The organism is Streptomyces sp. NPDC012510 (genome assembly GCF_042955065.1).
Taxonomy (GTDB): Bacteria; Actinomycetota; Actinomycetes; order Streptomycetales; family Streptomycetaceae; genus Streptomyces.
The window spans coordinates 44146-67164 of record NZ_JBIBEN010000023.1; the positions used below are offsets into that span (position 1 = coordinate 44146).

The following is a 23019-nucleotide window of genomic DNA, read 5'->3' on the forward strand; positions in this document are numbered from 1 at the left end:
TCGGTTGGCTGGGGCCTCCAGCCACTAGGGCGAGGCGGTGGGGAGGGCACCGGTCCAGCCCCCTCCCCACCGGTGATTCACAGCGTCGGATCCCAGTACCCGACTTTGGAACCGTCCGGAGAACCGAACAGGTGCCAGCGGGAGAGGTTCCGGTTCCAGGACTGGCAGGCTGTCTCCGGGAGCTGGAGACAGCCGTGGTCCGCGCCCTCGTTCGTGATCATGCAGTTCGGGTCGTACAGACACGCGTCGTTGTCGACAGCACGACTGACGACCGCGTCCAGATTCTGTTCGAGCACCGTCCGCATGGCGCCGAGGCTGAAGTCGCTGCCACCGTTGGGGTAGATGGCGAAGGCCAGGTCGTACGGGAAGAGGTACTCGGACAGGCTCGTCTCGCTGTAGCCACTGTCGACGGCCAAGGCCCGAAGGAGCTGGTGGGACAGGGAGTGAAGCAGGCCGAACAGTTCGTGGACGGGAAGGTCGGGGTGTCCGGGTTCCGGCCGGGTCTCGTGCGAGAGGGCCTTGCCGTCGCTCGGTCCGAGCTGGTGCACCAGCCATCTGGTGACACCGCCGGCGTCCTCCAGGGTGCTGCGGCTCACGAGCTCGTTGCGGACCAGCCACCGACTGACCCGTTCCCGGTCCACAGGGAAGAGAAGAGCCTCAGCCTCGGTGGGGTGGGCGTAGAGGAGGGTCTTCTCGGGGGTGCCCCGCGCAGCGCGTCCCCGGTAGGGCACCAGGTCCGCTTCCTCGGGGCTGAACCCGGTCCGGCTGTAGCCGATCGCGAGGTAGGTGATGGGGAGATCGCTCACCAGACAGGTGTCCTGGCCGAGTCCGGCAGATGCGAGGACACCGGGGTACCGCTCGTAGAGGGCTCGGCGCTCGGGGTTGCGGGCTTCCCGTTGGAGACGGGGAACGCCCAGACGCTCCAGGTTGAGGACCCGGCGGTAGGTGTGGAGTTCGGCCGCGAGCCCGCGGGCGTCGTCGCTCTCGACATCGAGGCTGAGAGCCTTGCTCACCTGGTCGCGCAGATGATCCACCGCGACCGGCATGAACCGTGATCGGAGTGCCCGTGCCTGGTCGTGAAGGCCGGCCTCTTCCATCACACGGATGCTCTCGACGACCTCGTCGGGGACGTCGACCGTGTGTCCGTCGGTGAGTCGCCGGAACTCGTCCTCGGTGATCTCACCGAGCCACCAGCCGAGCACCGCGGCGGTGTAGAGGGGGTTGCTCTGCCGGGCGGCCTCCTCGGTCGTGGTCACGTTCACGAGTGTCAGGCCCTGGCCCACGTGCGCGGTCCCCGCGGTGTGGAGCAGCGGACTCATGAACTTGTCGGGGTAACTGCACGAGGAGTTGCTGCAGCTCCACTGCACGGAGAGAGGGAAGCCGCAGGTCATGCACTCCCATCGGAAGTCACGGAACCGACTGGCGCGGTCGTCGAGCCTGAACCGGGCATGTCCCCTGGGGCACTTGCCCGGCGGGTACATGGGTGACATCTCCCCGCATTTGTGCGCGAAGACGAACTGCAGCTGCCGGTTTCCGACACCGTTACCGCAGGCGGGGCACTTCGGTGGCCAGTCGTCGGTTCCGGGGCGCGGATCACTGGCTGCCCAGACGTGGCCGCACCCGCCGCTGGCGCACCGCACCACCCGAGGCCAGATGCGGCAGAAGACCTTGCCGGGGACGACGACCTCGTAGTGACGATCGGCGAGTCGGTCCTCGTCCCCGGGAAACTCCGGTGCCCGATCGGCCCCGGCGGAGAACGCGCGTCCGGCGGCCCGCCACCTACGTACGAACCGCGTGGCCTCCTGGACTAGATGCTCGCGGTCGAGCGAGGGGCCGTCGAACTCCTCGTCACGTCCGAACTGCACCACCTGAGCCGTGTATCCACCCCTGTGGTCGAAGGTCTGGCCGGGTCGGTACCGGTAGAGGACCTGGCCTCGGGCGCGGGCCATGTCGTCGTTCCGGGGGTTGAACGCCATCACGACCTCCTGCCGTCGGCGACGATGTGGAACGGGATGCCCTCGGAAACGTCACGGAGGCTGGTCATCGGCCTGTACTCAAGCCCCAGGAAGTCCCCGGTGGCGCGGTATCCGCGGTTGTTCCCGCCGGCGAGACCGGCAGAGGCGCCGGCGGAACGGAGGCTGGCAAGGGCGTGCTCCACCATGTCCTCGAGATCGCCGCGAAGTTCCTCCCCCTCCGGGCGTTCCGACTGGAAGACCGTGTGCAGGACCTCTAGGAGCCGGGTGAGTTGGGCCCCTTCGAGCCCGCCGCCCGAGGGATCACGCATGGCAGCCTGCATCTTCGAGAGGTCATGCAGATGGCCCGGGGCGTTACCCGCCTGCCACCAGTCGTGGTTGGCGATCTGGAGGAGATGACCCATCAGTATCCCCGGGAGGGTCTTGCGCACGGCGAACCGGCTCCATCGGTTGATGGCCACCGGTTCGACCATCCGGTCCAGGTACTCGTGGAACTTGCCGTGGTACCGGTAGTGCGACCGGTCTCGTTCCCTCACGGGGTTGAAGAGCATGAACACGAGGCCGTGATACGCGCGGCCGACTCGTGACGAGGCCTGGATGTACTCCGCCATGGACCTGGGCATCCCGTTGAACAGCATGAGGTTCAGCCGGTCCACGTCGACCCCGTGGCTGACCATGCTCGTTGCGACGACCATGCCCGTGCTGCCGTTGGTGCTGCCCAGGTCGTCCAGAACACCGCGGACCTCGTCCAGGCGCGTTTCGCCCTTCAGTTCGGCCACCCTGAGGTCGGGGAAACCCTCCCTCCGCAGGGCCTCGTTGACCTGGGTGTCCAGTGAACGGCGGATCCGGCCGAAGTCGACGAGCGTGGTGGCGTACGTGAGGCTCGTACGGTACAGGTCAACGACTGCTCGGAGCTCCTCCTCCGGCCAGCTCGCGAGAGCGGGAGGCAGGTCCTGTCGCCGGTCGAGCTTCCACAACGCGCGGTGTGCGGACGTCAGGATCCTGACCAGCGTCATCTCCGCCGTTCCGCGCGTCGGCATCACCCCGACGAAGCGGCGGAGGGGGAGGCTCCGGTCGAGCCGCCAGTAGAAGCTCTCGTCGAGGTTGGGCCCGGGGAGCGGTACCACCACCGACCTCAGACCGAAGAGGTGCTCGCTCTGGCGGTCCTCGCCGCGGATGGTCGCGGTGGTGGCGACCACCTTCATCCGGACACCCCGCCCGTCACGTCGCTGTTTGGAGGACAGCGTGCGCTGCACCTCGGCCAGGAGGCCCTCGTAGTGCCCCGAGAAGGCTCCCAGTTCCTCGTTGACCATGTGGAGTTCGTCGATGATCTCCAGAGAGGGGGAGGGGTCGTACAGAGGGGCGCCCAGGGGCTTGAGCGGGGACTTCGGGTGGCCCGGCGCGTGGCGTTCATGGCACTTTCCGCCACGGCCGAAGCCGTGGGGAGGGCACCAGCAGTCGACATCGCCGAAAAGGGCCCCGAACCTGTCCGACAGCCCGATGTTGGCTAGCTTGTCCAGGGTTCCGACGACGACCGTCGGCAGGTAGCGGTAGATCTCGGTGTCCACGACGACGATCGGCAGGACCTTGCCGCACCGCTCATTGCCGCACACGTGTTCCAGTCTGAGTCGCTGCGGGTCGGGTGCCGGGATGTGGACCGACCGTTCGCCGCAGTACGGGCAGTCGTGGACAAGCCGGTACGCGTGCCGCTCCTCCTCGCTTGACTGGAGGCGGTCGAACATCCGGTCGGATGTGAGCGAGTTGGGCGTGTTGCCGCCACCGGCGTAGAAGCCGATGAAGAAGGGCCACCCCGGCTCGCCGCCGACCTCCCTGAGCAGATCGGCGCTCCGTTCGCGGACGGTGTCGGCAGCGGCGACTACGTCGAGCTGCCGTTGTGTCTGCTGGAGCGTCAGCAGCCTGAGCGGGAAGCGGCACCAGGCGGAGACTCCGACTTTCTTGCCTCGGGCCCGGTCGTAGAACATGCACACCAGCACCAAGCCGAGGTACGCCTCGGTCTTGCCGCCTCCGGTGGGGTACCAGACGACGGTTGCCGCCTCGGTCGGATCCACGTCCTCGTCGTCACCCCAGAGCCCCGGGGTGAAGAGGTCCTGTGGGTGTTCCCGCCACGCCAGGGCACCGAGCTGGCTGACGATGGCCACCAGCTGGAACAGGCGCCACCCCCGGCTCGGCCGCTTCCGGCGACGGTTGAGCTCCACCATGGACTCGTTCGCGAGCTGGAAGGCCGTCAGCAGACGCCTGTCCCGTCGCAGCCACGTAACGCCGTCGCGGAAGCGGGCGATCTCCAGTGCGGCGGCCTTCCGGTCGGCTTCCTTGCGGTAGGCCAGTTCAGGTCTGTCCTGGAGGTCCGCCGTACTCCAGGCGGGGGTCTCCAGATACGCCTCCATCTCGTCGGCGAGATCGTCCAGAACCGGGAGTGGGTCGGAGGCGAGCACCGCGTAACCCCAGCGTTCGGCGGTCCGGGCCACGGCGCGGTGGGTGTCGTGTTGTGGAACCGGCACACTGCGCACCGCGACGAGCTGGCCCTTGTGCCATCGGGGCTCCACCCCGCAGTTGTTCGCGTACGCACCGAGTTCACCGGAGTAGCGGTAGGCGTCGGCACCGAGGTCCATCACGATGGGCAGGAGGTGGTCGCCCTCGACCTCCAGCCCGGCGCGGAACAGCGCGTTGTCCCTCGCCTCGTCGCGACGGGTACGGCCGGCGTTGCTTCCGCGCCCTTGGACGGTCACGACGGGGTCTTTCGCAAGATTCTGCAGCGTCACGGTCACCCGCAGCCGTCCGGACGCCACGGGCCTTGACGTGACGACGACATGAGCAGCTGGGGTCGGTACGACAGGCGTCCCGCCGACCTCCTGGGCCAGCCATCGCTCGAAGGCTTCGTCGTCCGCCATGGCAGCGGGAGGAACCAGGCGTTCCCTGCGGTCGCTCCCGACACGACGGTCGATTCGCGGGTCCTGGAGGGTCAGCTTGACCGCCTCGTCGAAGGCGTGCTGGAACTCACGTTCCAGCGTCTTACGTAGCCCGGCCTCGTTCTCCAGGACGATCTCCACTGGCCCGACCGTCACGCCGAGACGCCGGAACAACGGCGCGAGCCTGTACGGCTCCTCGCGCTCGCCGGCCCACTCGAGTTGCTGGGCGCGGCTCGGAAGAGCCGCATAGTAGAACGACGCCCGGGCCGTGACCGTGATGGAGCTGGCGTTCTCGGCCTCGAACTCGAACCCGAGGCTGTCCGGGGTGGTGCGGCCGTACCGCGGCGCGGCACCGCCCGGTTCCACTGTGTGAGGGCCGAGACTCTCCATGAAGTAGCGAGCACTCGGAGGTTCGCCCAGGCAGGTGTCGCCCTGGGCCTCGCCCGTGGCGTCGCTGACCACTGCGCTGACGAGGTGGTCGACGAGCGCGGTCTGCTGCACGACGCTCGGCTCAAAAGGGGGTGTGGTCACTTTGCCTCCCGGTCGGCACCGACACGTCCTGCCGACAGAGGCGGGAGGGGATGGGAGGGCCTGCTCGGGAAGGTGTTCTGGTCGCTCGACCACACTGAGCGACGGCCGAGCCCAGACGGCTCGGAAGGGCGTGCCGGTCTTGGCGGACATGCCAAACCGGCCCGCAGGACAAGGGCGTCCACGGGGATCTCCAAGGTCCGCGAGTCAGAAGCCGCCATGGCACGCCGCCATGGCCGGTGGTCCTCTGCTTCTTCGAACCTCAGCAGCATCAGGCGCAAACCTCTGAAGTCACAAGCGACTATGCCAAGTTGATGAAATCTGTCTTGATCCAGTTTGTTCGTGCCCGAATCTGACCCCGTTCGGATCATGTGTGAACCGGCTAGGGGCTACGAGGCCGGGGTGCGTGGCATCCTGAAACCATGATCAGGGAACCTGCGGAGGTCCGGCTTGGCGAGGACGGGACGGTCGAGATCCCGCTGGGGATCCTGGCCGAGGCCGGTCTGGATCCCGGTGCCCTGCTCATGGCCTACAGCGACGGTGACGGTCGAGTGGTGCTGCGCCGTCAGGAGGACGCCATCCAGGATCTGCTCGAGCGCGGAGACCTCTGAGCACGACGATCCTGTAGGCATTACCGTGCGCGTGGGCCAGCTCCCCGTCGGGCTTTCCACGAGGCACTCCACTCGAACCGCAGTTCTGCCCTGAACCGCCTGCGCCTACAGGCGGGTTGCTCCCTCGGTCTTCGCAGGAGCCTGTTGCAGCAGCTCCAGCACCTGGTCCATCACACCCTCGGAGTCCTGGGTGCGGTCGATCTCGCTGAGGACGATCCCCCAGATTGCCCGCGCGCCCGCCGCGTTCGCCTCGTAGTAGGCGTCGCGGACGCCCTCGCGGATCGGGTCCTCGGTGAAGGTGGCGTAGATGCCGAGGAACTGGCGCACCATGAGCCCGCTGGTCTGCCGCGGGTCGTAGACGATGTAGTGGCCGTCGCTGTCGAGCCGGTGAGTGAAGTACTCATCCGGGCCGAGCGGGGCGTGTTCGACGTGGAGGCGCTGGTTGCCGAGCCCGTCGGGCAGCTGTCCGAAGTGGTCGCACATGCGGTCGCGGAAGGCGTCGAAGCCGGCGCGCGTGGTCAACGTCGTCATACCGTCACCTCCGCCGGCGCGCTGAGGAGGTTGCGCATCGCTGTTTCGACGGCGGCCTTCGGGGACCCGCAGACCATGATGTGGACGATCACCTCGTCGGCGAACTTCTCCACGGCCGGGGAGCACGAGCCGAGTTCCCGCATCTTGGTGCGGAACGTCTCCACCTCGGCGATGGCGCGTTCGGTGATGGCCGTGGTCTTCATGCCGCCACCTCCGGTGGGTTGAGGTACGTGGTGCGGACGTTGACGAGCTGGGCGTGGGCCTCGCACAGCGAGTCGACCTGCTTCTGCAGGAGGCGGATGACCATCTCCAGCGTGTCCGGGTCGAGGTACTCGATGTAGTGGTCGTCGATGGCCTCAATGGCAACGAAGGGCAGACGCTCCGCCGGCCGAACCGAGAAAGGGAGGGACTGGATCTGCCAACTGAGGAAGCGGAAGTCCTCCGGGCTGCCCGTGTCGCACAGCGGGCCGTAGAGGGGCAGCTCGCCGGCTGTGCCGGGGATGTTGCAGTAGATGTCGTGCGGGTGCTCGGGCGTGTTGCTGTCCGCCTCGTGGTCGACCGTGCAGCCGGGCATGCAGGTCACGGTCACCTTTTCACCGGTGACGGCGCTGGTGAAGGTGAATGTCCGCCGGACAGCCGACGCTCCCACGGCGGGCTCACTGTCGGACGAGGCTGCGGGGACGGACTGGAGCCGGGCGGCCTGGCCAGCGCTCCCGGGAGGCTGGGTGGTGTGGTCCTCGGTACCGCCGTTGTCGGCGGCCGTTGGTAAGTTTTTCATGCTCTGTCTCCTCCATTGCAGGTGTCGGGCTATGGCCTCACCTCCGGTGTTGAACCCACCGGCCGGGGCCCTCTCTTTGGTGATACGCGTCCTGTCGAACGGGGTCGAGAGCGCTGTCCCGTTCGAGGGGTCCAGGCCTGGAATAGGGGCATTTCGCGGTAACTGCTGCGTAGAATGCGCTGTTTCGCTGGCGGGGTGACTCCCGGGAGATCTCCCCGCCTGCCCCAGACGGCGGTCTAGGCAGCCAGGGCCGCAGGAGCGACCGCGACCGAGGTCTCGACATCGGCCAGCACCTTGACACGCTCGACCTTCAGGGATGGCGCGCACGGCTTCTTCGGCACGGGGTCGAGACCGTTGGCCTTGAAGATGCGGGTGGTCTCCGCCAGGTCCGGGGCCTACGGGGAGGGGGGTGCTGCGAGGCCGCAACATCCCTGTGGACCCGTCCTGGGAGGCCCCGTCGTGGGGAACAGCAGGATTAGCGCGGCCACGATGAGAGGGCGCGACGCGTGGCGAGCCGGGCACGTACATCTGTCGGCGCAGTCCACAGCCTTGAACGCAGCAGACGATGCCCGTTTACCTTGCGCTATCACGACAGGACAGCCACACCAAATCGCGGATTCTCCGGAATCTGGTCCTGCTCGCCGGCAGTTATCCGCGCGGCTTCGCCACGCGGTAGGCGGGAGGACTAAAGGTCCGCTGCCTCGGCAGCCTCTACCTCGGAGACACACGATGCGTAGCCAGTCCAAGCCTGCCGTTGAGGCTGCCTTCCTGAACGTTCAGGACGCTGCGAAGTACATGGGTATCTCGGTGAACACTCTCTACGTCTGGCGGCACCGCCGGCAAGGGCCGCCCAGCTTCCGGATGGGACCCGGCGGGAGGGTCATGTACCGCCGGGACCTGCTCGATGCGTGGCTCAGCGAACAGCAGCAGGCGGACTCGCGGTCGAACCAGGCTCTCAACCCGCTGAACAAGGCCCCGCGGCAGCGCGAGCGACGCCGGGCTGATTGACCTGGGAAAACGGTTCTGAAGAGTTCAGCAGTACTCGGAATTTCATGCACACGGACATCGTCTGTGTGTCTGATCGCGACGCAGATCGCGCCGAGAGAACCATGGCGAGGTTAGGGCAAGACGAGTATGGCGGGTTACATCGAGGACCGGTGGCTCAAGAAGCGGCCGAACAAGGAAACGGGCAAGCGCGAGCGCACCACACTGTGGGGCAAGTGCACGCGCTACCGCGTCAAGGGGATACCGGGGGTCCGTGACCGGTCCTTCGATACGGTCGCGGATGCCAAGGCGTGGCTGGCCGAGACCCAGACCGACTCGCGTCGAGGGGACTTCGTCGACGCCCGCGATGGTGCGATCAGCCTCCGTGAGTACGTCGAGAAGCACTGGTGGCCGTCCCAGGTGCATCCCGCCCAGACGCTGGAGAGCATGAGGCACCGGATCTGGGGGCAGGTGCTGCCACAGCTCGGGGAGCTGGCGCTCAAGGACATCGGCGTCGCGGAGCTGCGCAAGTGGTCGGCCGATGTGCAGCGGGCGGTGGCTTCGAGCACTGCCTATGTCGCCTGGGTGTACCTCAAAGCGATCATGCAAGCCGCGGTCGAGGACAAGCGGCTGTACCGCAACCCGTGCAAGGGCAGCAGCTCGATCAAGCCGCCGAAGAAGCCGGAACGCAAGGCTCGGGCCTGGCAACAGGATCGTGTGGACGCGGTACGGGAGGCGCTGGCCGACCGCTACCAGATCGCGCTCGACCTCGGGGTCGGGTGTGGACTCCGGCAGGGTGAGGTGTTCGGCTTCAGTCCCGGCGACATCCGCGGCGACTCCGTGCACGTAGAGCGGCAGATCCTCATGTACAAGTCGCAGCTGTACTTCGGCCCGCCCAAGGGTGGCAAGGAGCGCGACGCGCCCTTGCCCAAGGTGCTTGCGAAGCGGCTCCTCGCGCACCAGGAGCACTTCGAGCCGATCGACGTGACCCTGCCGTGGCTGGATCCCGAGGAGCCCGACCTCGCACGCGAGGACCGGCGTAGGGTGACCGTCCCTCTGCTCGTCTACACCGGGCGGCGCGGCGCGATCAATCGCACCACCTGGAACACCAAGGCGTGGAAGCCGGCGCTCGCGACTGCGGGGGTCATTCCGCCGCTGCCCGAGCGACAGCCGGGTGACAAGCCGTCGCGTGTGTGGGAGCCGAGCCGCGAGCACGGCTTCCACATCTTGCGCCATACGTACGCCTCAGTGATGCTCGAAGCCGGCGAGTCGATCGTCTCGCTCGCGAAGTGGCTGGGCCACTCCGACCCGGCGTTCACGCTCCGGACGTACACGCACTTCATGCCGCAGGCCGGCGCGCGGGGACTGTCCGCCATCGAAGCGTGGCTCACGGACCTCGGCTAAAAGTCCCTGAGAAGTCCCAGAGGGCGATACCAGCCGCCGGATGCCCGCAAACGTGCAGGTCAGAGCATGATCGCTTCTTGAGTGGGACTCTACCCGGCGTACAGCCCGACTCGTCTGCCGCCACCTGCGGCTTTACCATGCCGTTCGCGACTTCCTCGGGACGCGCCAGTTGCCGTATGCGGTTGCCCCAGACCAACGGGACCGTGTCGTCGCGTCTGGGCCCGGTGGAATGTCGTCCGGCTGGTGGAACGCCGCGCAAGCACCCGAAGAGACGCCCGCGTGGATGGCGGACCGTCGAGGCCGCCGGGCGCTCAAGGTCTTCGTGACCACCGAGAAAACCGTTCCGTAGTGAACACATCACGCATTGGTGAACTGACCGTAGGATTCCGCATCCAGGGGGGATCAGCGGAATTGTGCGGCCACCAGGACAGTACGGATGTCTGTGGCCGCGCTTTGCGTTGGTGGCAGCGGGGACTGCCATCGACGCCGGTGCTCCGTTGGCCCAGAAGCGACAACATCAGGGACCAGCGTGACGAACTCGGGTGACTTCGGGGGCAGCCAGGAACTCGACCGCCTCAAGGAGATGCCTGAGACGTGGCGCACCTCCCTGGTAGACCTGAGCGGCCGTAACCGGCTGCTCGATTTTCGCCACACCTAGTCGGCGATTTTGGAGATTTCGACTCCATCCGCACAAGAGCTCATCAAGGGCTTGGCACGCGGCTGGGACTTCGCGCCGCTCCCGGACGATGAACCGGAGGCCGGTGAGGGCTTGCGATCCGGCGATGTGGTCCTCGCCAAGAAGGGCGACCACACCGACGGAATCGTCACCCAGAAGACCACCGGTCCTTCCCTCCTGCGCGCGTTGAACAGCCTTCGCGCCAAAGCACGAATCCCAGCACCCCCGAGGAAGCACGTCATCTGTGTGACGTGATCGCCGTGGCCGGTACCGAACACCGTCCTCTCGAGCAGTGGTTGGTCCCTGATGGCCCGCCACGCGCAGAGGAGGCGGCTGTCCGGGGCGTTGCCGACGCGCTGAGCGACTTCTTCGCTCGACGGGACCAGGTACTCTCCGCCCACGCCGTACGCCTTCGCATCGACAGGCGTGATCAACTTCCGCTTGCTGTACAGGGTGAACATCCAGATCCATGGCGAAAGTGCCCTGAAGCAGGCGCTCTCCTTGGCTGCACTGGCTTACGAGTTCGATCATGAACGCCGTGGCCTGGAGGCGATCCGGGAGAAGCTGCCGGACTCCGACCCCTGGCGTGCCTGGTCGAACTTCACCTTCATCGCGAACACCGGACACGTCCGCGAGGTCGACCTGCTCGTCGTCGCGCCCCCGGCGGCGTCTGCATGATCGAGCTGAAGGACTGGCACGGCTCGGTCACCTCCGAGAACGGCACCTGGGTACAGACCACCCCCGGCGGCCGCCGCCGTACGCATGGCAACCCGCTGCACCTGGTCAACCGCAAGGCCAAGGAACTGGCCGGCCTGCTCGCGCTGCCCGGCAACAAGCGGGTCTGGGTCGCCGAGGCCGTCTGTTTCACCGACAACAGCCTCCGCGTACGGCTGCCCGCCCACGACCAGAACGGCGTCTACACCGTCCACCAGCTGGTCGAGATGCTCAAGGCACCCCCACGCGACGAGCGGCGCCGCGTCACGGCGATCGGCTCGCGCGAGGTCGAGGCGGCCCTCAAGAGCATCGGCATCCGCAAGAGCGACGCGCAGTACAAGGTCGGCCCCTACGAGCTGCAGCGGAAGTCCTTCGACTCCGGGCCCACCTGGGCCGACTACCTTGCCCGCCACAGCGACCTGCCCGAGGCCGCCCGCGTCCGCATCTACCTCAGCGAGCGCCGCTCCGACGCCTCCCTGCGCCAGTCCGTCGAGAACGCCGCCCGCCGCGAGGCCGCCGTGCTGGGCCGGTTCAAGCACCAGGGCGCCGTCCAGCTCAAGCAGTACTTCGCCTCCGGGCACGCCGCCGGTCCCGCGCTGATCTTCGACTACCACCCGGACACGCTGAAGCTGGACGAGTACCTGGTCCAGTACGGCGAGAAGTGGACATCCTCGGCCGCATGGCACCGGTCCGCCAGCTCGCCGAGACGATGCGCTCCGCGCACGCCAGCTGCATCCACTACCGGGCGCTCGCCGCCCGCTCCGCGCACGTCGTCCCCCGGCCGCGCGGCCGCAAGGGCCGGGCCGTCGGCGAGGAGGCCGCCTGGCTGACTCCGGAGCTGCAGATCTCCGACTGGCAGATCGCCACCCAGCGCAGCGGCGACTCCTCCCACGACTTCCTGGAGGGCGAGGGCGTCTGGCACCGCGACATCAAGCCCGACAACATCGCCATCCGCATCCGCCCCAACCGCACCCGCGAACTCGTCCTCATTCGACGAGACTGGTCAGCCCGCCATCCTCACCCTGGCTCGCCTCACCGACGCCCTCTCGCATGACGAGGACTTCGTCTCCGTCGCCAAGCTCTACGCGCCCCGCAAGGAACTCGCGAAGGTCGTCGCCGAGCTGATCAGCGACGAGCACGTGCCGTTCCTGTCCGCCCTGCGCTATAAGCCCTCCGGGCTGAAGAAGCGCGCCGACTGGGAAGAGGTGTGGGACCTCCAGCGCAAGGAGGACGCCGCGCCCGACGAGCCCGCCAAGCGGAAGATCCGGGACTCCATCCCCGTGCCGCCGAAGTACAGCTCGGCCGACTTCCTCCGCCCCTCCTACTGGAGGGCGCGCGGCAAGCTCGACGTGCCCAAGGAGCGATTCATCTCCTGCGGGCAGACCAACGCCGCCACTCCCGAGCTGTACGGCTGGGCCGGCTGGGACCACCGGGAGCAGGCGCAGGCCCTCCCCACGTACTTCACCAACACCGCGCTGTCCACCGAGGAGATCACGCCCTTCCTCGCCGGCCTGCTGGAACTCCAGCCGTGGCTGTCCCAGTGGCACAACGAGTTCGACATGAACTACAGCGGCTCCCCGGCGGACTTCTTCGCCGGTTACCGCCAGCAGAAGCAGGGCGAACACGGACTCACCGACGACGACCTCCGTGCCTGGCGTCCTGCGGCTGCGACCCGAGGTCGTCGCGCAGCAGCGAAGCCGTAGCCAGGAGTAGTTCGACGTCCGTCGGTTCAGGGGCCACCCGTTGCGTGCGCGGGTGGCCCTGTTGCTGCACGCGCAGCTCCGCCCAAACGGTTTTTCCCGGGGCGGCATGGCGAGGGGCGACGCCCCAGTCGTCCGAAAGGGCGGCGATGAGGAGCAGGCCCCGGCCCGACTCGGACAGCGAGTCGGTCACCGCAGGGCTGGACGGAGGCTCCTTCTCGGCGCGGGTGTCGGTCACCTCGACCCGGACGATGCCCTCGCCCAGGACGAGGTGAAGGTGGAAGTCCCGGCCGGGGACATGCCCGTGGCGTACGGCGTTGGCGGCGAGTTCCGCCGTGATGAGGGTGAGCGTTTCGTTGACGTGGCTGGTGTAGGGGTGACCCCAGTCGTCCAGGCGGTGCGAGACGAGTCGGCGGGCGAGACGGGCACCGCGTGGGGTTGAGGTGAAGCGCATGGTGAACTCGCGTTCGGGTGCGAGGCGCCGTGGCATATGCCCGTTCGGGGGAGTTGCTGACTTCATGGGGTAAACAGTCGCGGACTCTGCGTAGCTTTGACCAGGAGTGATGCGCTGACGAGTACGGGCTGTACACGGGGGTGGTGCGCTTGTACGTGGTGTCGGGCGTGACCGGTTCCTGGGCCCCGAGTTGGCCGACCGGGCGGTTGTACGAGAGGAGCTGCGGCGTGGAGGACGAGGTTCAGCAGCCGGAGTACGAGGTCGGGACGGGCATGCTGTGCGTGTTCGGGCGGCAGTTGAAGCTGTTCCGTGAGCGGGCGGGGATGGACCGCGCGGCGCTCGGGTCGCTGACCGGGTACTCGGCCTCGACAATCGCGTCGTTCGAGCAGGCGAGACGTATCCCGCCGCCGAAGTTCATCGGCCAGGCGGATGAAGTGCTGCAGGCTGGTGGAGTGTTGAGTGCGAGCAAGGACGAGGTTGCTCGGGCTCAGTACCCAACGTTCTTTCGGGACGCCGCCAGGTTGGAGGCCAAGGCGGCAGCCCTGCACCTGTACGCGACGAAGGCAGTACCAGGGCTGCTGCAGACGGAAGAGTACGCGCGAGCGGTGTTCTCCATGTGGCGTCCGCTGCTGGATGAGGGGACCATCGATCAGCGAGTCGCTGCTCGCCTGGCACGTCAGGAGATCTTCTCTCGGACCACAATGCCCACCATCAGCTTTGTTATCGAGGAGTTCGTTCTACGTCGACCGCTCGGGGGACAGGCCGTGATGCAGGGGCAGTTGGAGCAAATTCTGCTGCATGGGCACCGGCGCAACGTGGAGATCCAGGTGATGCCGATCGAGCGTGATGAGCATGCTGGATTGGACGGCCCCTTCACCTTGATCGAGACGCATGAAGGGCAGAGGATCGCCTACGTGGAGGCGTACAAGGACAGTCGTCTCTACACGGAGCGAAGGCAGGTACGGGAGATCGAGGAGCAGTACGGCATCCTTCGGGCCCAAGCGCTCACTCCCCGTAAGTCGCTGGCCTTCATCGAGAAGTTGCTTGGAGAGTGATGAACGCTCAACAGCTTATAAAGCCGGTACCTGAGTCGGCCTGGTCCAAGAGCAGTTACAGCACGGGCTCGGGCGGCGAATGCGTCGAGGTCGCCGCCCTCCCCGGCACGGTCCACGTCCGCGACTCAAAGGACACAACCCGCGCCGCCCTGGCCGTACAACCCACGACGTGGACCGCGTTCATCGAGTTTGCGGCACTCTGACAGGCGCACAGGCAGGGTCCTCGGCAGGCGGGACGGGCCCGCCTCCGTGTTGGGGCCGGAGACGCGTACGCCGACTTCACCCATGGCGTGAACGACGGGCGAACCCGCGAGCAGCTCCGTCACGCGTCGGCGCCCTGCTCCAACTCCGGAGCTGGGCGCCAACAGGGAGCGGGTTCGTAAAGCCCTCGGGCCCGGAAGAGCGCGTATCGAGCCGTGCGCATGGGGCGTAGGCCGTAGGCGCGGTGCTCGACGCCCATCAGTGCACCGAGGAATCAGACTTGCGAGTCTTCGGGTGTCGGCGGTGTGCCGGGTGTCAGCCCCGGCCAGGACTCCGGCGCCGGGCCGAACGCACGACGACCGGCCCGCACCGCGAGAGCGGCAAGGGCAGCGTTGGCGCCCCCACCGATCACGGCACCGATACCGAACGGCGCCACGCGACCGAGAACGATGATCCCCTGCTTGGTTCCGTACTTCGTGATGAAGTGCGGCCCGAGGATTTTGTTGATCTGGCGCAACGTCTCGACCGGCACCTTGGCGACGACCTGGCGTCCCCAGTGCTGCCCTGTACGCCCGGCGACCTTGCCGATGGTGGTGGAGCCGCTCCCGCCGAGCATGACTCCCATCACGATCGTCCGGCGGCGCTCGACCTCGTCGATGGGAACTCCGTGGACCTCGGCGACCGAAAGCGCGAAGAGGGCGCTCAGTTCCAGGGACGAGAGGGTCTCGCCTGCCGACAGTGCCAGTGCGACCCCCGTGCCGACGCCGGGCGCCGCCGCGGTTCCTCCCACCGCGGCACCCGTCCCGGTCAGAGCGCTGACATACATACGCTCCAGACTGCGGATCACCTGAGCCGGTGTCGCCTCCGGGTTCCGCTGGCGGGCACGGGCGATGTTCTTGCGCACCAGCGGGGTCTGGAGGTCGATCGCCTTGTCCAGGAGTTCGAGCACTCGCTGCCCACGTCCGGCTGCTTCCGGATCAGGTCGGTCGTTTGCGTCTGTCGTCATGCCTTGGCCCCCCAAGTCGTCATGTGGCAAGCGAAACTGTCATGTAATCAGCCGAGCGGACCTATCGCCAGACGGAACAGGCCATCGAAGGGGTAACGGACACGGCGGACGCCGACGCCTCTGCGATGCCTGGGCGCGGGCTTCGACGTCTTGCCTGTGCCGTTCCGGGAGGTCGTCGACGAGGTGCCCCCGGCAGGCCATGACATGCGACCCGGCGATCAACCGCGAGAGGTCTATGCCTCGGAGTCGCGCGCACCATGACGTTCGTCAACGCTGATTCAGAGCCCGGCGGGCCGAGTTGATGACGTGACGAGCCTCGGCCCCGTACACCGCCGATTCGCTGAGCGTGTTCCAGACCTTCTGGTACAGGGCGACGCTGTCGCCGTCGTCCAGCCACAGCTCCGCATGCCAGTCCTCGGCGATGACGAGCCTGTCATCGAGGATCCAGAAGCCGTTGGCCGTCGGGATCTTGAGCGAGGCGCGGAGCGGAATGACCCCCAGTTCCACGGTGTCCATGCCGATGACGCCCGCGAGGCGGTCGAGCTGGCCGGCGAGGACGGACGGAGGACCTATCAGGGCGTGCAGGGCGGCCTCCCACACCAGGGCTTGGAGTGTGGCCAGCCGAGTCGCCGAGCGAGTTGCGTGCCGGTGAGCCGACCTCCAGGGGCTGACAGCCGGAGTTCCGGCCCGGCGGCGTCTTCGCGTTCTCGCAGCCGCCGGCCATTCCGGGTGCGTATGGGCCGCAGGGCATGTACAAGGGAGGCTTCGCCGGAAACCGCTACAGCTACCGCCCGGCCGTCTGGGAGCGCCTGCTCACGCGGGCCGGGTTCGCCACGGCCGACGCGCGGGTCCTCGACGCGCCTCACCCCGGGCACATCGGCACGCTCCGCGTGCGAGCGGTGGCTCCGTAACAGACCCCGGTCGAGAGCGTCTTTGGTGCTCGGTGGGGGCTCGTCCCTTGCCCGATGTGTGGCGCAGCGCGTGATCCCGCCCACGGGAGGAACCGCATGGAGCTGATCTCCAGCGCTCAGCGCAACCGGCTCTTTGAGAGCTTCGCGCAGGACGCGTTCCATCTGGAGCTGAGGGACGCCTTTCCGTCCCCGACGAGGACAGCCCGTGCCGCGCCGGCCTGGCCGACAGGACGGTCGCCGTCCGGCCAGAGGCGGCCGGCTCCCGGCGGAGGCCACCTTCCCGGATGACGATCGACATCGCGACGGAGCCGACCACACGTCACCGTCACTCACACAGCGAGACCTCAAGGGAGCCTGCATAGTCCGGTTCTTGGGGCCCGGAGCTACGGTAAGTTCTTGCCATGAAGCAGGGTAAAGAGGTCGAGAACCCCGAATCGCGATTCTTCGCGCTACTGCTGGCGGCAGCGAAGCTTCCGGGTGTCCGCATCAACAGGGAGGCGTACCTTCGAAGTGCGTTGGCTCGCCGCTGCTCCGAGGACGACATCCGCTGGGCGATAGAGGAGACCCCCGCCGCGGCGGCCATCCCTGTCGAGGTTCTCGACAAGGTGGCCAACGACTCCATCCGCTTTGAGACGGCGAAGGTCAGTGCCCTCTCCGCGGCTGCCGGGATTCCCGGCATCATGGCCCTTCCCGCTACGGTGCCAGCCGACACGGCACAGTACGTCGGCCACATGCTGCGCATCGCGCAGAAGCTCGCCTACCTCTACAGCTGGCCCGATCTGTTCTCCGACGAGGGTGATGACGTCGATGACGCCACCAAGGGAGTGCTCACGCTGTTCTTCGGCGTGATGTTCGGCACCAAGTCAGCGAACGTCGCGGTGGGGAAAGTCGCCGGGATGATGGCGGAGCAGGTCGCCAAGAAGCTGCCGCAGAAGGCACTCACCCACGGTGTCGTCTACCCGATGGTGAAGAGAGTGGCGAGCTACCTCGGCGTCAGGATGACGACGCAGTCCTTCGCGACGACCGTCTCGAAGGCCATCCCCCTCGTAGGGGCCGCTGTTTCCGGCGGGCTCACCCTCGCGACCTACCTCCCCATGGCCAAGAGGCTGAAGAGGCACCTCGCCGACCTGCCGCTGGCCCAACCGTCGGACCGGGTGATGGAAGGGGAAGTCGTGGAAGACCAGGCGCCTTTCCCCACACCCCGTGCTGAACAGCACGGCGCAGAGGTCACCGACGTCGAGCTGGAGGAACCTCAGCCTTGAAGCCGCAAGCGCACTCCTGAGTGCCGAAGGGCGGCCGATGCGGCGGGCGTTCTCGTCATCGCCGCCGGGAGCGGTGATCTGTGGGCGTGAGGGCTCGTTCGTCCTCCTGCCTCGCTGGTCACCGCGAACCGCGAGAACGTGCGCTGGAGCGCCGGACGCCTGGGGCGGACCAGGGAGACGATCTCCCGGGCGAAGAAATCGTCTGGCCTGAATCGGCCGACTCCGTGAGCGTGTTCCACAAGCTCAGAAATCGCGCCTCTTCGGCTTCCCCCAGGAGCTTGTGAGAAAGTAAATCCACCAAAGCGGGTTGATGAAGTTAAGCCAATTCTTTCTGCTCTTGAGGTGGCGTTTCCAGTAGGCATCCTGCTCTTCTACGGTGCCGATTCTGTGGGGCTTGGCGTATCCGAGGACGGGAACCAGATCTCGAACTGTTGAAGGACGCCACATATGGAGAACGTAAACCATCCACGCGCCGTGTGATGCGGAGAGGACTGAAGGTCTGACGTTAACGCGTGCTCCGTTGCAGCAGAGCAACGTGTTTCTTGATGCGAGTTCTCTTCGCATGGATCGCAAAGCTTCAAAAATATTGTCGCTGCTCGCGGTCGACTCAACCCCGTTGGGTGATTCGAGGTGAAGAGTCCAGGGGCCTTCCTCTTCGATCAGCATCTTCCATTGGTCCTCCTGGCCATCTTTTTGGACACGGATCGTAATTTCTTCAGTCATCCCACATGTCGTCCTGGGTTCTCGATGATCCATCCCTTTTTTATTCCGTAGCGCCATCGTTCCGTGCGGGCAATGTTGCTCGGATCAATACCCGTTGGGGAATATCGACCCAGAAGGTCAGCCGTCAAGCTGAGGCCGGCGCGGTCGCGGCGGATCGTCGTCGTGGCGGGTCTTGCGGTTTGTCATCGGCCGCTGGACAGAAACGAAGGCGCGCTGGTCGTGATCTGTTAGGGAAGATCACGGATCAGGGGCAACCAGGCTGATAGTTCGTCGCGTGTCGGATCGTTCATAGGGATTACGCTCTCCAGGTCCCGCAGGGGGGTCAACATGTTCTTGATGCGTCGGAGGCGCAAGATTTCCGGAACCGGTCGAGTGTGCCAATTTGTGGCCTGAGCGTGCACCTCGCCCCTTGTTTCTCCAATCTCCCGGAACACCGATGTGCATAGATCTGCGGGATCGCGAATTCCACCGTCCTGCAGGGCGCCGAACTCTCGGATTGCGTAGGCGCGAATGTAGGCCTCGTCGGATAGAACGGATGCAGTGTCGAGCTCGGCATTCTCGCCTTTCCGTTTGAGTGCGGTCAAGGCAAGGTGGGCCCAGCGAAGGCGAGCGTCAGCACCCAAACCGGCATCGTGCATCCGCCCGACTGCAAATGTGCGAAGCATTTCCCATGTCTGCCATTCGATAGGAGGTCCATTTCTTCTGGAGGCGAGTTCTTCCAGCTCGCCGATTGATAGGAGGGGGATGTTCCTTGGATCCAATCCGGTGGGATCGGCCTTGGATCCCTCATTCCATGAACTCGATTCCTGCACGCTTGAACGCGTCCTTCCCTATTTCGAGACTCTCCTTGGACGGCAAATAGTGCCCACTATTATTATTGATCTCCATGTCAAAGTAACTTCCGCCGCCTCCAGCTATCTCTGCTTCCCCGGCTGTATGTACCGGACCTCCGCGGGTCAAAACAGGATGCTTAAGTTCGACACCATCCACATGTTTGGGCATGACAAGCAAATCGCCGTTCTGGTCGACCACCCACTTGACAGTTCCCGAGTTGATTGCTCCGTCAAACCCGTCATCACCCACCTTGAGCGGTCTTACGCCGAGACGCTCTGCATCCGCCAATTCTCTGTCAAGTTCCCCCGGTAGCTGATTCTTATAGGGTGCTAGACCGAGAGGGTCGATGAGCCTATGAGGGTTCTGTGTATAGGAGACCGGGTTGGGTGACGGCACCAGACCAAGGGGGTCGGCGGTGAGATAGCGGGCCGTCTCGGGGTCGTAGTGGCGGAAGTAGTTGTAGTGAAGGCCCGTTTCGGGGTCGTAGTACTGGCCGGGGAAGCGGAGGGGGGTGTAGGCGGTGCTGTCGGCCGCCCAGGCCGTTGTGCCCCACAGCGTGCTATGGGTCCGCCACGTGATCTCGCCTTGCTCGTCGACGAGTTCGCTTGGCGTGCCCACCAAATCCGTGACGATGGCGAAGAAGCGGGAGTCGATCTCCTCTTGGGGAGCGTCTGCCGCCGTTATTCGTTCGGTCTGGGTGATGGGGCGCAGCCCCTGGTGGTCCCAGGTGAGGGTGACCGGGTGGGGCAGGGTCGGGGATGTGGTGGTCTGTTCGCAGAGGGTGGTGCCGTCCCAGGTGAAGCCGATGTGCTCGGCCACCGTTTCGCCGTCGTCCGCCAAGCGGAGTTTGGCCGTACGGCGGCCCAGCGGGTCATACGTGTACCGCCAGCGCGTGCCGTCCGGGGTCGTCACGGACGTCAGGCGGTCCTCGGCATCCCACTCGTACCGCCAGGTGTCCGGTTTGCGGGACAGGCGGGTCTTCTGGCGCAGGGTGATGCGGCCCAACGCGTCGTGTTCGTAGCGGACGCCTCCCGCGCGGGTGATGCGGGTGCCCGTGTAGGTGCGGACGCCGGTGGCTTCCTGACCTGGGTGGGGCGACGGCCAGGACGCCGACGTCTGATTGCCCGCCTCGTCGTAGGCGTATCTCTCCGTCCAGTCGGCCGCGTGGAGCGCCGTCACGCGGCCTGCCGCGTCGAGGTCGAAGCGGCGGGTGCCGGAGAGTCGGTCGGCGATGCCGGTGAGGTTGCCGTCGGCGCGGTAGGTGTACGCGCGGTGTTGGATCGAGCGGCCCGACGTGCCGGTCACCGACTGGCTGGTGAGGCGGCCCACGGGGTCGATGTGTGCGCCAGGGTGACCGTCTCGCCGATCTGGCGGGTCAGTTCGCGGCCGGCCTCGTCGTAGGTGAAGTCGATGGTGTGGCCCGAGGCTGTCATCCCCGTGCGGCGGCCGGTCACGTCGTACGTCCAGGTCGTCGTCGCGCCGGTCGGCGTCGTGCGGCCTGTTCGACGGCCCAGATCGTCATACGTGTGCGTCAGTTCGCGGCCGTCGACCGTCTCCGAGCGCACCCGGCCGAAGCGGTCGCGCAGGATCGTCAGCGTCGTACCGTCCGGGCCCGTCGCCTGGGCGAGTTGGTCCGTCATGTCGTACGCGTACGTCGTGACGTCGCCCGCCGCGTTCTTGCGGAGCAACTGGCCCAGGGCGTTGCGCTCGAACGACACCACCTGGCCGAGGGCGTTCGTGCGGGACGTCGGGCGGCCCGCCGCGTCGTGTTCGTAGGTGAGGGTGCGGTCGTCGAAGTCCGTCTCGGCGATCAGCGAGCCCGCCGGGTCGTACTCGTAACTCCAGGTCAGGCCCTGCGGGTTGGTGACCTTCGTCAGCCGCAGCTCCAGGTCGTACGCGAACTCGTGGCGTACGCCGTCCGGGCCCGTGCGGGCGGTCAGCAGGTCGAAGTGGGTGTACTCGAAGCGGGAGACGCCGCCCATCGGGTCGGTGTGGGTGGTGCAGTTGCCCTCGCCGTCGTACGTCCACGACTCCGTGGTGCCGTCGGCGGCCGTGCGGCGGGCGAGGCGGCCTTCCACCGTCCACTCCAGCCGGGTCACCGCACCCGTCGGGTCCGTGAGGGTGACGGGTCTGCCGAAGGGGTCACGTTCGTAGCGGGTGACCGCGCCGAGCGGGTCTGTGATCTCCAACGGGAGACCGGCGGGATCGCAGCGGACCGTCGTCGTGTGGGCGAGGGGGTCGGTGACGGCGGTCAGTCGGCCCGCGTCGTCGTAGGTGAAGTGGGTGGTGAGGCCGGTGGGGGCGGTCACCATGTGCGGTTGCCGCGTTCGTCGTACGTCTGGCGGGTGACCGTGCCGTCCGGGTTCACCTGCCGTGTCACCAGGCCGAGGTCGTTGTACTCGGCTCTCGTCTCGCGGCCGTCCGGGCGTGTGACGACCGTGGGGTTGCCGGACTCGTCGTAGCGGAACGTGGTGGTGTGGCCCAGGGGGTCCGTCAGGGACAGCAGGCGGTTGTAGCGGTCCCGTTCGTAGCGGGTGACCGCGCCCAAGGGGTCGATGTCGGCGACCACCTGCCACGCCTCGTTGATGAGGAAGCGGCGGGTGTGGCCCTCGCCGGTCGTGGTGGTCGTGACGCGCAGGCCCGTGTCGGGGTCTGTGTCGTCGTACGAGACGCGCAGGGTCATGTGGCCGTCCGTGCCGCCCTCGGCGATACAGCGGTCCCGGTCGTCGTACTCGTACGAGTAGGCCCGGTCGTTGGTGTCCGTCCAGGAGGTGACGCGGCCGACCTCGTCGTAGGTGAAGCGGAGGGGGAGGCCGGAGGAGTTGACGACCTCGGTGAGGTTGCCGTCCGTGTAGCCGTAGCGCTTCAGTTCCTGACCGGTCGTGGCCAGGTGGAGGGCCGTGATCCGGCCGGCCTCCGTGGTGACGCGTACCTCGTATCCGGCACTGGAGACGATGCCGAGCGGGGTGCCTTCGGTGTCGTACTCGAAGGTGAGCCAGTTGCCGTTGCGGTCGTCGATCTGTTCGAGGACGGCGAGATCGTCCCGGCGGTCGGTGAAGTGCCAGGTGCGGCGCGTAGCGGGGTCGGTGACCGTGTAGCCGCCGTCCTCGCGGTCCAGGGGCCAGCGAGGGCCGTGGCTGGGGAGGGTCGGAGCGCCCGGCGCGGGGTGGGGATAGGCGAGGAGCAGGCCGTCCTCGGTGATGAAGATGACGCCCTCGGAGTCGATCTCCAGGCGTTGGTCGACGGTGGAGGACCAGGACGGGCCGAACCACTTGCCCAGGTGGTAGCCCGACTCGACGCGGCGTCTGAACACCAGAGGAAGGGTGCCGGGCAGGCTCAGGTCTGTTTGGGGGAGGTACATCCGGCCGGTGGCGAAGTCGATCGGGTCGGAACCCCGCGACTCCACCGCCTCGGGCTGACGCGAGTCCCGGCCGGGACCGTCGCTGATAATCTCTCGCGTCGGCATGTCCGGATTCTTACCCGACTCGAGCACGTCCAGCGGATACCGCCGAACTCCCCGATGAGTGGGTCGCCGTCGTCCGACAGCGGTACGAGGACCGCCGTACGCCGGAACTCACCCAGCAGAGCCGCGGCTTGGCGCCGCCGACGGCGGTGGTGGATGGCCGCCTGGTCCGTGGCAGGCCGCTCAGGAGCGGCATCCGGAACGCGTTCACGAGGGGGCGGGGGAGTGGCTTGGGCGGGCACCGCCGGGGCGGTCGGCTCCAGGTAGTCGTAGATCCTGGACCG

Annotated in this window: 16 protein-coding genes and 5 pseudogenes; 10 read left to right on the forward strand and 11 right to left on the reverse strand. The window is 66.8% G+C overall.

Features of this window, described 5'->3' with window-relative positions; translation table 11 throughout:
* Positions 1-77 precede the first annotated feature (77 nt).
* Entirely contained in the window at positions 78-1976 is a 1899-nt protein-coding gene (locus tag ACFY9I_RS33365; protein ID WP_391008397.1) for a hypothetical protein, read from the reverse strand.
* A complete protein-coding gene (locus tag ACFY9I_RS33370) occupies positions 1976-5431 on the reverse strand; it encodes a helicase-related protein (protein WP_391008399.1) in 3456 nt (1151 codons plus the stop codon). The genes ACFY9I_RS33365 and ACFY9I_RS33370 overlap by 1 nt, the downstream gene beginning before the upstream one ends.
* A gap of 419 nt (positions 5432-5850) precedes the next feature.
* Between ACFY9I_RS33370 and ACFY9I_RS33375 the strand changes: the two genes are divergently transcribed.
* Positions 5851-6039 (forward strand): hypothetical protein, encoded by a 189-nt coding sequence (locus tag ACFY9I_RS33375; RefSeq protein WP_355495092.1) that lies wholly within the window; start codon positions 5851-5853, stop codon positions 6037-6039.
* Between the two features lie 105 nt (positions 6040-6144).
* On the opposite strand, the gene ACFY9I_RS33380 is transcribed toward ACFY9I_RS33375, so the two are convergent.
* Genes ACFY9I_RS33380 through ACFY9I_RS33390 form a run of 3 tightly spaced genes read right to left on the reverse strand, consistent with a single transcriptional unit; the run spans position 6145 to position 7348 of the window.
* Entirely contained in the window at positions 6145-6570 is a 426-nt protein-coding gene (locus ACFY9I_RS33380; RefSeq protein ID WP_391008401.1) for a hypothetical protein, read from the reverse strand.
* Positions 6567-6773 (reverse strand): hypothetical protein, encoded by a 207-nt coding sequence (locus ACFY9I_RS33385; protein WP_391008403.1) that lies wholly within the window; start codon positions 6771-6773, stop codon positions 6567-6569. Before ACFY9I_RS33385 ends, ACFY9I_RS33380 begins: the two co-directional genes overlap by 4 nt.
* Positions 6770-7348, reverse strand: a complete 579-nt coding sequence (locus ACFY9I_RS33390; protein WP_391008405.1) for a DUF6907 domain-containing protein — start codon at positions 7346-7348, stop codon at positions 6770-6772. The genes ACFY9I_RS33385 and ACFY9I_RS33390 overlap by 4 nt, the downstream gene beginning before the upstream one ends.
* A 729-nt stretch (positions 7349-8077) precedes the next feature.
* Here ACFY9I_RS33390 and ACFY9I_RS33395 point away from each other — a divergent pair.
* The 3 genes from ACFY9I_RS33395 (at position 8078) to ACFY9I_RS33405 (ending at position 10394) form a co-directional block, all read left to right on the forward strand.
* On the forward strand, positions 8078-8356 hold the full coding sequence (locus tag ACFY9I_RS33395; protein ID WP_391008407.1) for a helix-turn-helix domain-containing protein: 279 nt from the start codon (positions 8078-8080) through the stop codon (positions 8354-8356).
* Positions 8357-8482: 126 nt separating this feature from the next.
* On the forward strand, positions 8483-9736 hold the full coding sequence (locus tag ACFY9I_RS33400) for a tyrosine-type recombinase/integrase (RefSeq protein ID WP_391008409.1): 1254 nt from the start codon (positions 8483-8485) through the stop codon (positions 9734-9736).
* A gap of 529 nt (positions 9737-10265) precedes the next feature.
* A complete protein-coding gene (locus ACFY9I_RS33405; protein WP_391008411.1) occupies positions 10266-10394 on the forward strand; it encodes a hypothetical protein in 129 nt (42 codons plus the stop codon).
* Here the strand turns inward: ACFY9I_RS33405 and ACFY9I_RS33410 are convergent.
* Positions 10391-10873, reverse strand: coding sequence for a hypothetical protein (locus tag ACFY9I_RS33410; RefSeq protein WP_391008413.1), 483 nt, complete (start codon positions 10871-10873; stop codon positions 10391-10393). The two genes, ACFY9I_RS33405 and ACFY9I_RS33410, sit on opposite strands and share 4 nt — an antisense overlap.
* A 22-nt stretch (positions 10874-10895) precedes the next feature.
* Between ACFY9I_RS33410 and ACFY9I_RS33415 the strand changes: the two are divergent.
* A pseudogene (locus ACFY9I_RS33415) lies at positions 10896-12042 on the forward strand (NERD domain-containing protein); the annotation flags it as partial.
* Between the two features lie 73 nt (positions 12043-12115).
* Positions 12116-12829: pseudogene (locus ACFY9I_RS33420) on the forward strand (DUF7008 domain-containing protein); the annotation flags it as partial.
* On the opposite strand, the gene ACFY9I_RS33425 reads toward ACFY9I_RS33420, so the two are convergent.
* On the reverse strand, positions 12756-13346 hold the full coding sequence (locus ACFY9I_RS33425) for an ATP-binding protein (protein ID WP_391008414.1): 591 nt from the start codon (positions 13344-13346) through the stop codon (positions 12756-12758). The pseudogene ACFY9I_RS33420 and the gene ACFY9I_RS33425 overlap by 74 nt on opposite strands.
* Positions 13347-13507: 161 nt before the next feature.
* Here ACFY9I_RS33425 and ACFY9I_RS33430 point away from each other — a divergent pair, with 161 nt between their 5' ends.
* Positions 13508-14335 carry a Scr1 family TA system antitoxin-like transcriptional regulator gene (locus ACFY9I_RS33430; protein WP_391008416.1) on the forward strand — a complete coding sequence of 276 codons (828 nt, stop codon included), beginning with the start codon at positions 13508-13510 and terminating at the stop codon, positions 14333-14335.
* Positions 14335-14538: a DUF397 domain-containing protein gene (locus tag ACFY9I_RS33435; RefSeq protein WP_391008418.1), complete on the forward strand. Its 204-nt coding sequence runs from the start codon at positions 14335-14337 to the stop codon at positions 14536-14538. The genes ACFY9I_RS33430 and ACFY9I_RS33435 overlap by 1 nt, the downstream gene beginning before the upstream one ends.
* A 272-nt stretch (positions 14539-14810) precedes the next feature.
* Here ACFY9I_RS33435 and ACFY9I_RS33440 read toward each other — a convergent pair whose 3' ends face one another.
* Together ACFY9I_RS33440 and ACFY9I_RS33445 are read right to left on the reverse strand one after the other, a co-directional pair.
* Positions 14811-15542 carry a hypothetical protein gene (locus ACFY9I_RS33440; protein ID WP_391008420.1) on the reverse strand — a complete coding sequence of 244 codons (732 nt, stop codon included), beginning with the start codon at positions 15540-15542 and terminating at the stop codon, positions 14811-14813.
* A gap of 267 nt (positions 15543-15809) precedes the next feature.
* A pseudogene (locus tag ACFY9I_RS33445) lies at positions 15810-16184 on the reverse strand (Scr1 family TA system antitoxin-like transcriptional regulator); the annotation flags it as partial.
* Positions 16185-16228: 44 nt separating this feature from the next.
* Here ACFY9I_RS33445 and ACFY9I_RS33450 point away from each other — a divergent pair.
* Both ACFY9I_RS33450 and ACFY9I_RS33455 read left to right on the forward strand, forming a co-directional pair.
* Positions 16229-16453, forward strand: a pseudogene (locus ACFY9I_RS33450) (SAM-dependent methyltransferase); the annotation flags it as partial.
* Between the two features lie 401 nt (positions 16454-16854).
* Positions 16855-17715: a hypothetical protein gene (locus ACFY9I_RS33455; protein ID WP_391008422.1), complete on the forward strand. Its 861-nt coding sequence runs from the start codon at positions 16855-16857 to the stop codon at positions 17713-17715.
* A 243-nt stretch (positions 17716-17958) separates the two neighbouring features.
* Here ACFY9I_RS33455 and ACFY9I_RS33460 read toward each other — a convergent pair whose 3' ends face one another.
* Both ACFY9I_RS33460 and ACFY9I_RS33465 read right to left on the reverse strand, forming a co-directional pair.
* Positions 17959-18381 (reverse strand): hypothetical protein, encoded by a 423-nt coding sequence (locus tag ACFY9I_RS33460; RefSeq protein ID WP_391008424.1) that lies wholly within the window; start codon positions 18379-18381, stop codon positions 17959-17961.
* Between the two features lie 843 nt (positions 18382-19224).
* A pseudogene (locus ACFY9I_RS33465) lies at positions 19225-22630 on the reverse strand (RHS repeat-associated core domain-containing protein); the annotation flags it as partial.
* Positions 22631-23019 lie beyond the last annotated feature (389 nt).

What these genes read in the sequence shown, in the direction of transcription:
- ACFY9I_RS33425 (WP_391008414.1), bottom strand. Translation starts at nt 13,346, where the DNA reads ATGAAGTCAGCAACTCCCCCGAACGGGCATATGCCACGGCGCCTCGCA.
- ACFY9I_RS33365 (WP_391008397.1), bottom strand. Translation starts at nt 1,976, where the DNA reads ATGGCGTTCAACCCCCGGAACGACGACATGGCCCGCGCCCGAGGCCAG.
- ACFY9I_RS33385 (WP_391008403.1), bottom strand. Translation starts at nt 6,773, where the DNA reads ATGAAGACCACGGCCATCACCGAACGCGCCATCGCCGAGGTGGAGACG.
- ACFY9I_RS33410 (WP_391008413.1), bottom strand. Translation starts at nt 10,873, where the DNA reads ATGTTCACCCTGTACAGCAAGCGGAAGTTGATCACGCCTGTCGATGCG.
- ACFY9I_RS33375 (WP_355495092.1), top strand. Translation starts at nt 5,851, where the DNA reads ATGATCAGGGAACCTGCGGAGGTCCGGCTTGGCGAGGACGGGACGGTC.
- ACFY9I_RS33380 (WP_391008401.1), bottom strand. Translation starts at nt 6,570, where the DNA reads ATGACGACGTTGACCACGCGCGCCGGCTTCGACGCCTTCCGCGACCGC.
- ACFY9I_RS33455 (WP_391008422.1), top strand. Translation starts at nt 16,855, where the DNA reads ATGAAGCAGGGTAAAGAGGTCGAGAACCCCGAATCGCGATTCTTCGCG.
- ACFY9I_RS33435 (WP_391008418.1), top strand. Translation starts at nt 14,335, where the DNA reads ATGAACGCTCAACAGCTTATAAAGCCGGTACCTGAGTCGGCCTGGTCC.
- ACFY9I_RS33440 (WP_391008420.1), bottom strand. Translation starts at nt 15,542, where the DNA reads ATGACGACAGACGCAAACGACCGACCTGATCCGGAAGCAGCCGGACGT.
- ACFY9I_RS33460 (WP_391008424.1), bottom strand. Translation starts at nt 18,381, where the DNA reads ATGCTGATCGAAGAGGAAGGCCCCTGGACTCTTCACCTCGAATCACCC.
- ACFY9I_RS33400 (WP_391008409.1), top strand. Translation starts at nt 8,483, where the DNA reads ATGGCGGGTTACATCGAGGACCGGTGGCTCAAGAAGCGGCCGAACAAG.
- ACFY9I_RS33390 (WP_391008405.1), bottom strand. Translation starts at nt 7,348, where the DNA reads ATGAAAAACTTACCAACGGCCGCCGACAACGGCGGTACCGAGGACCAC.
- ACFY9I_RS33395 (WP_391008407.1), top strand. Translation starts at nt 8,078, where the DNA reads ATGCGTAGCCAGTCCAAGCCTGCCGTTGAGGCTGCCTTCCTGAACGTT.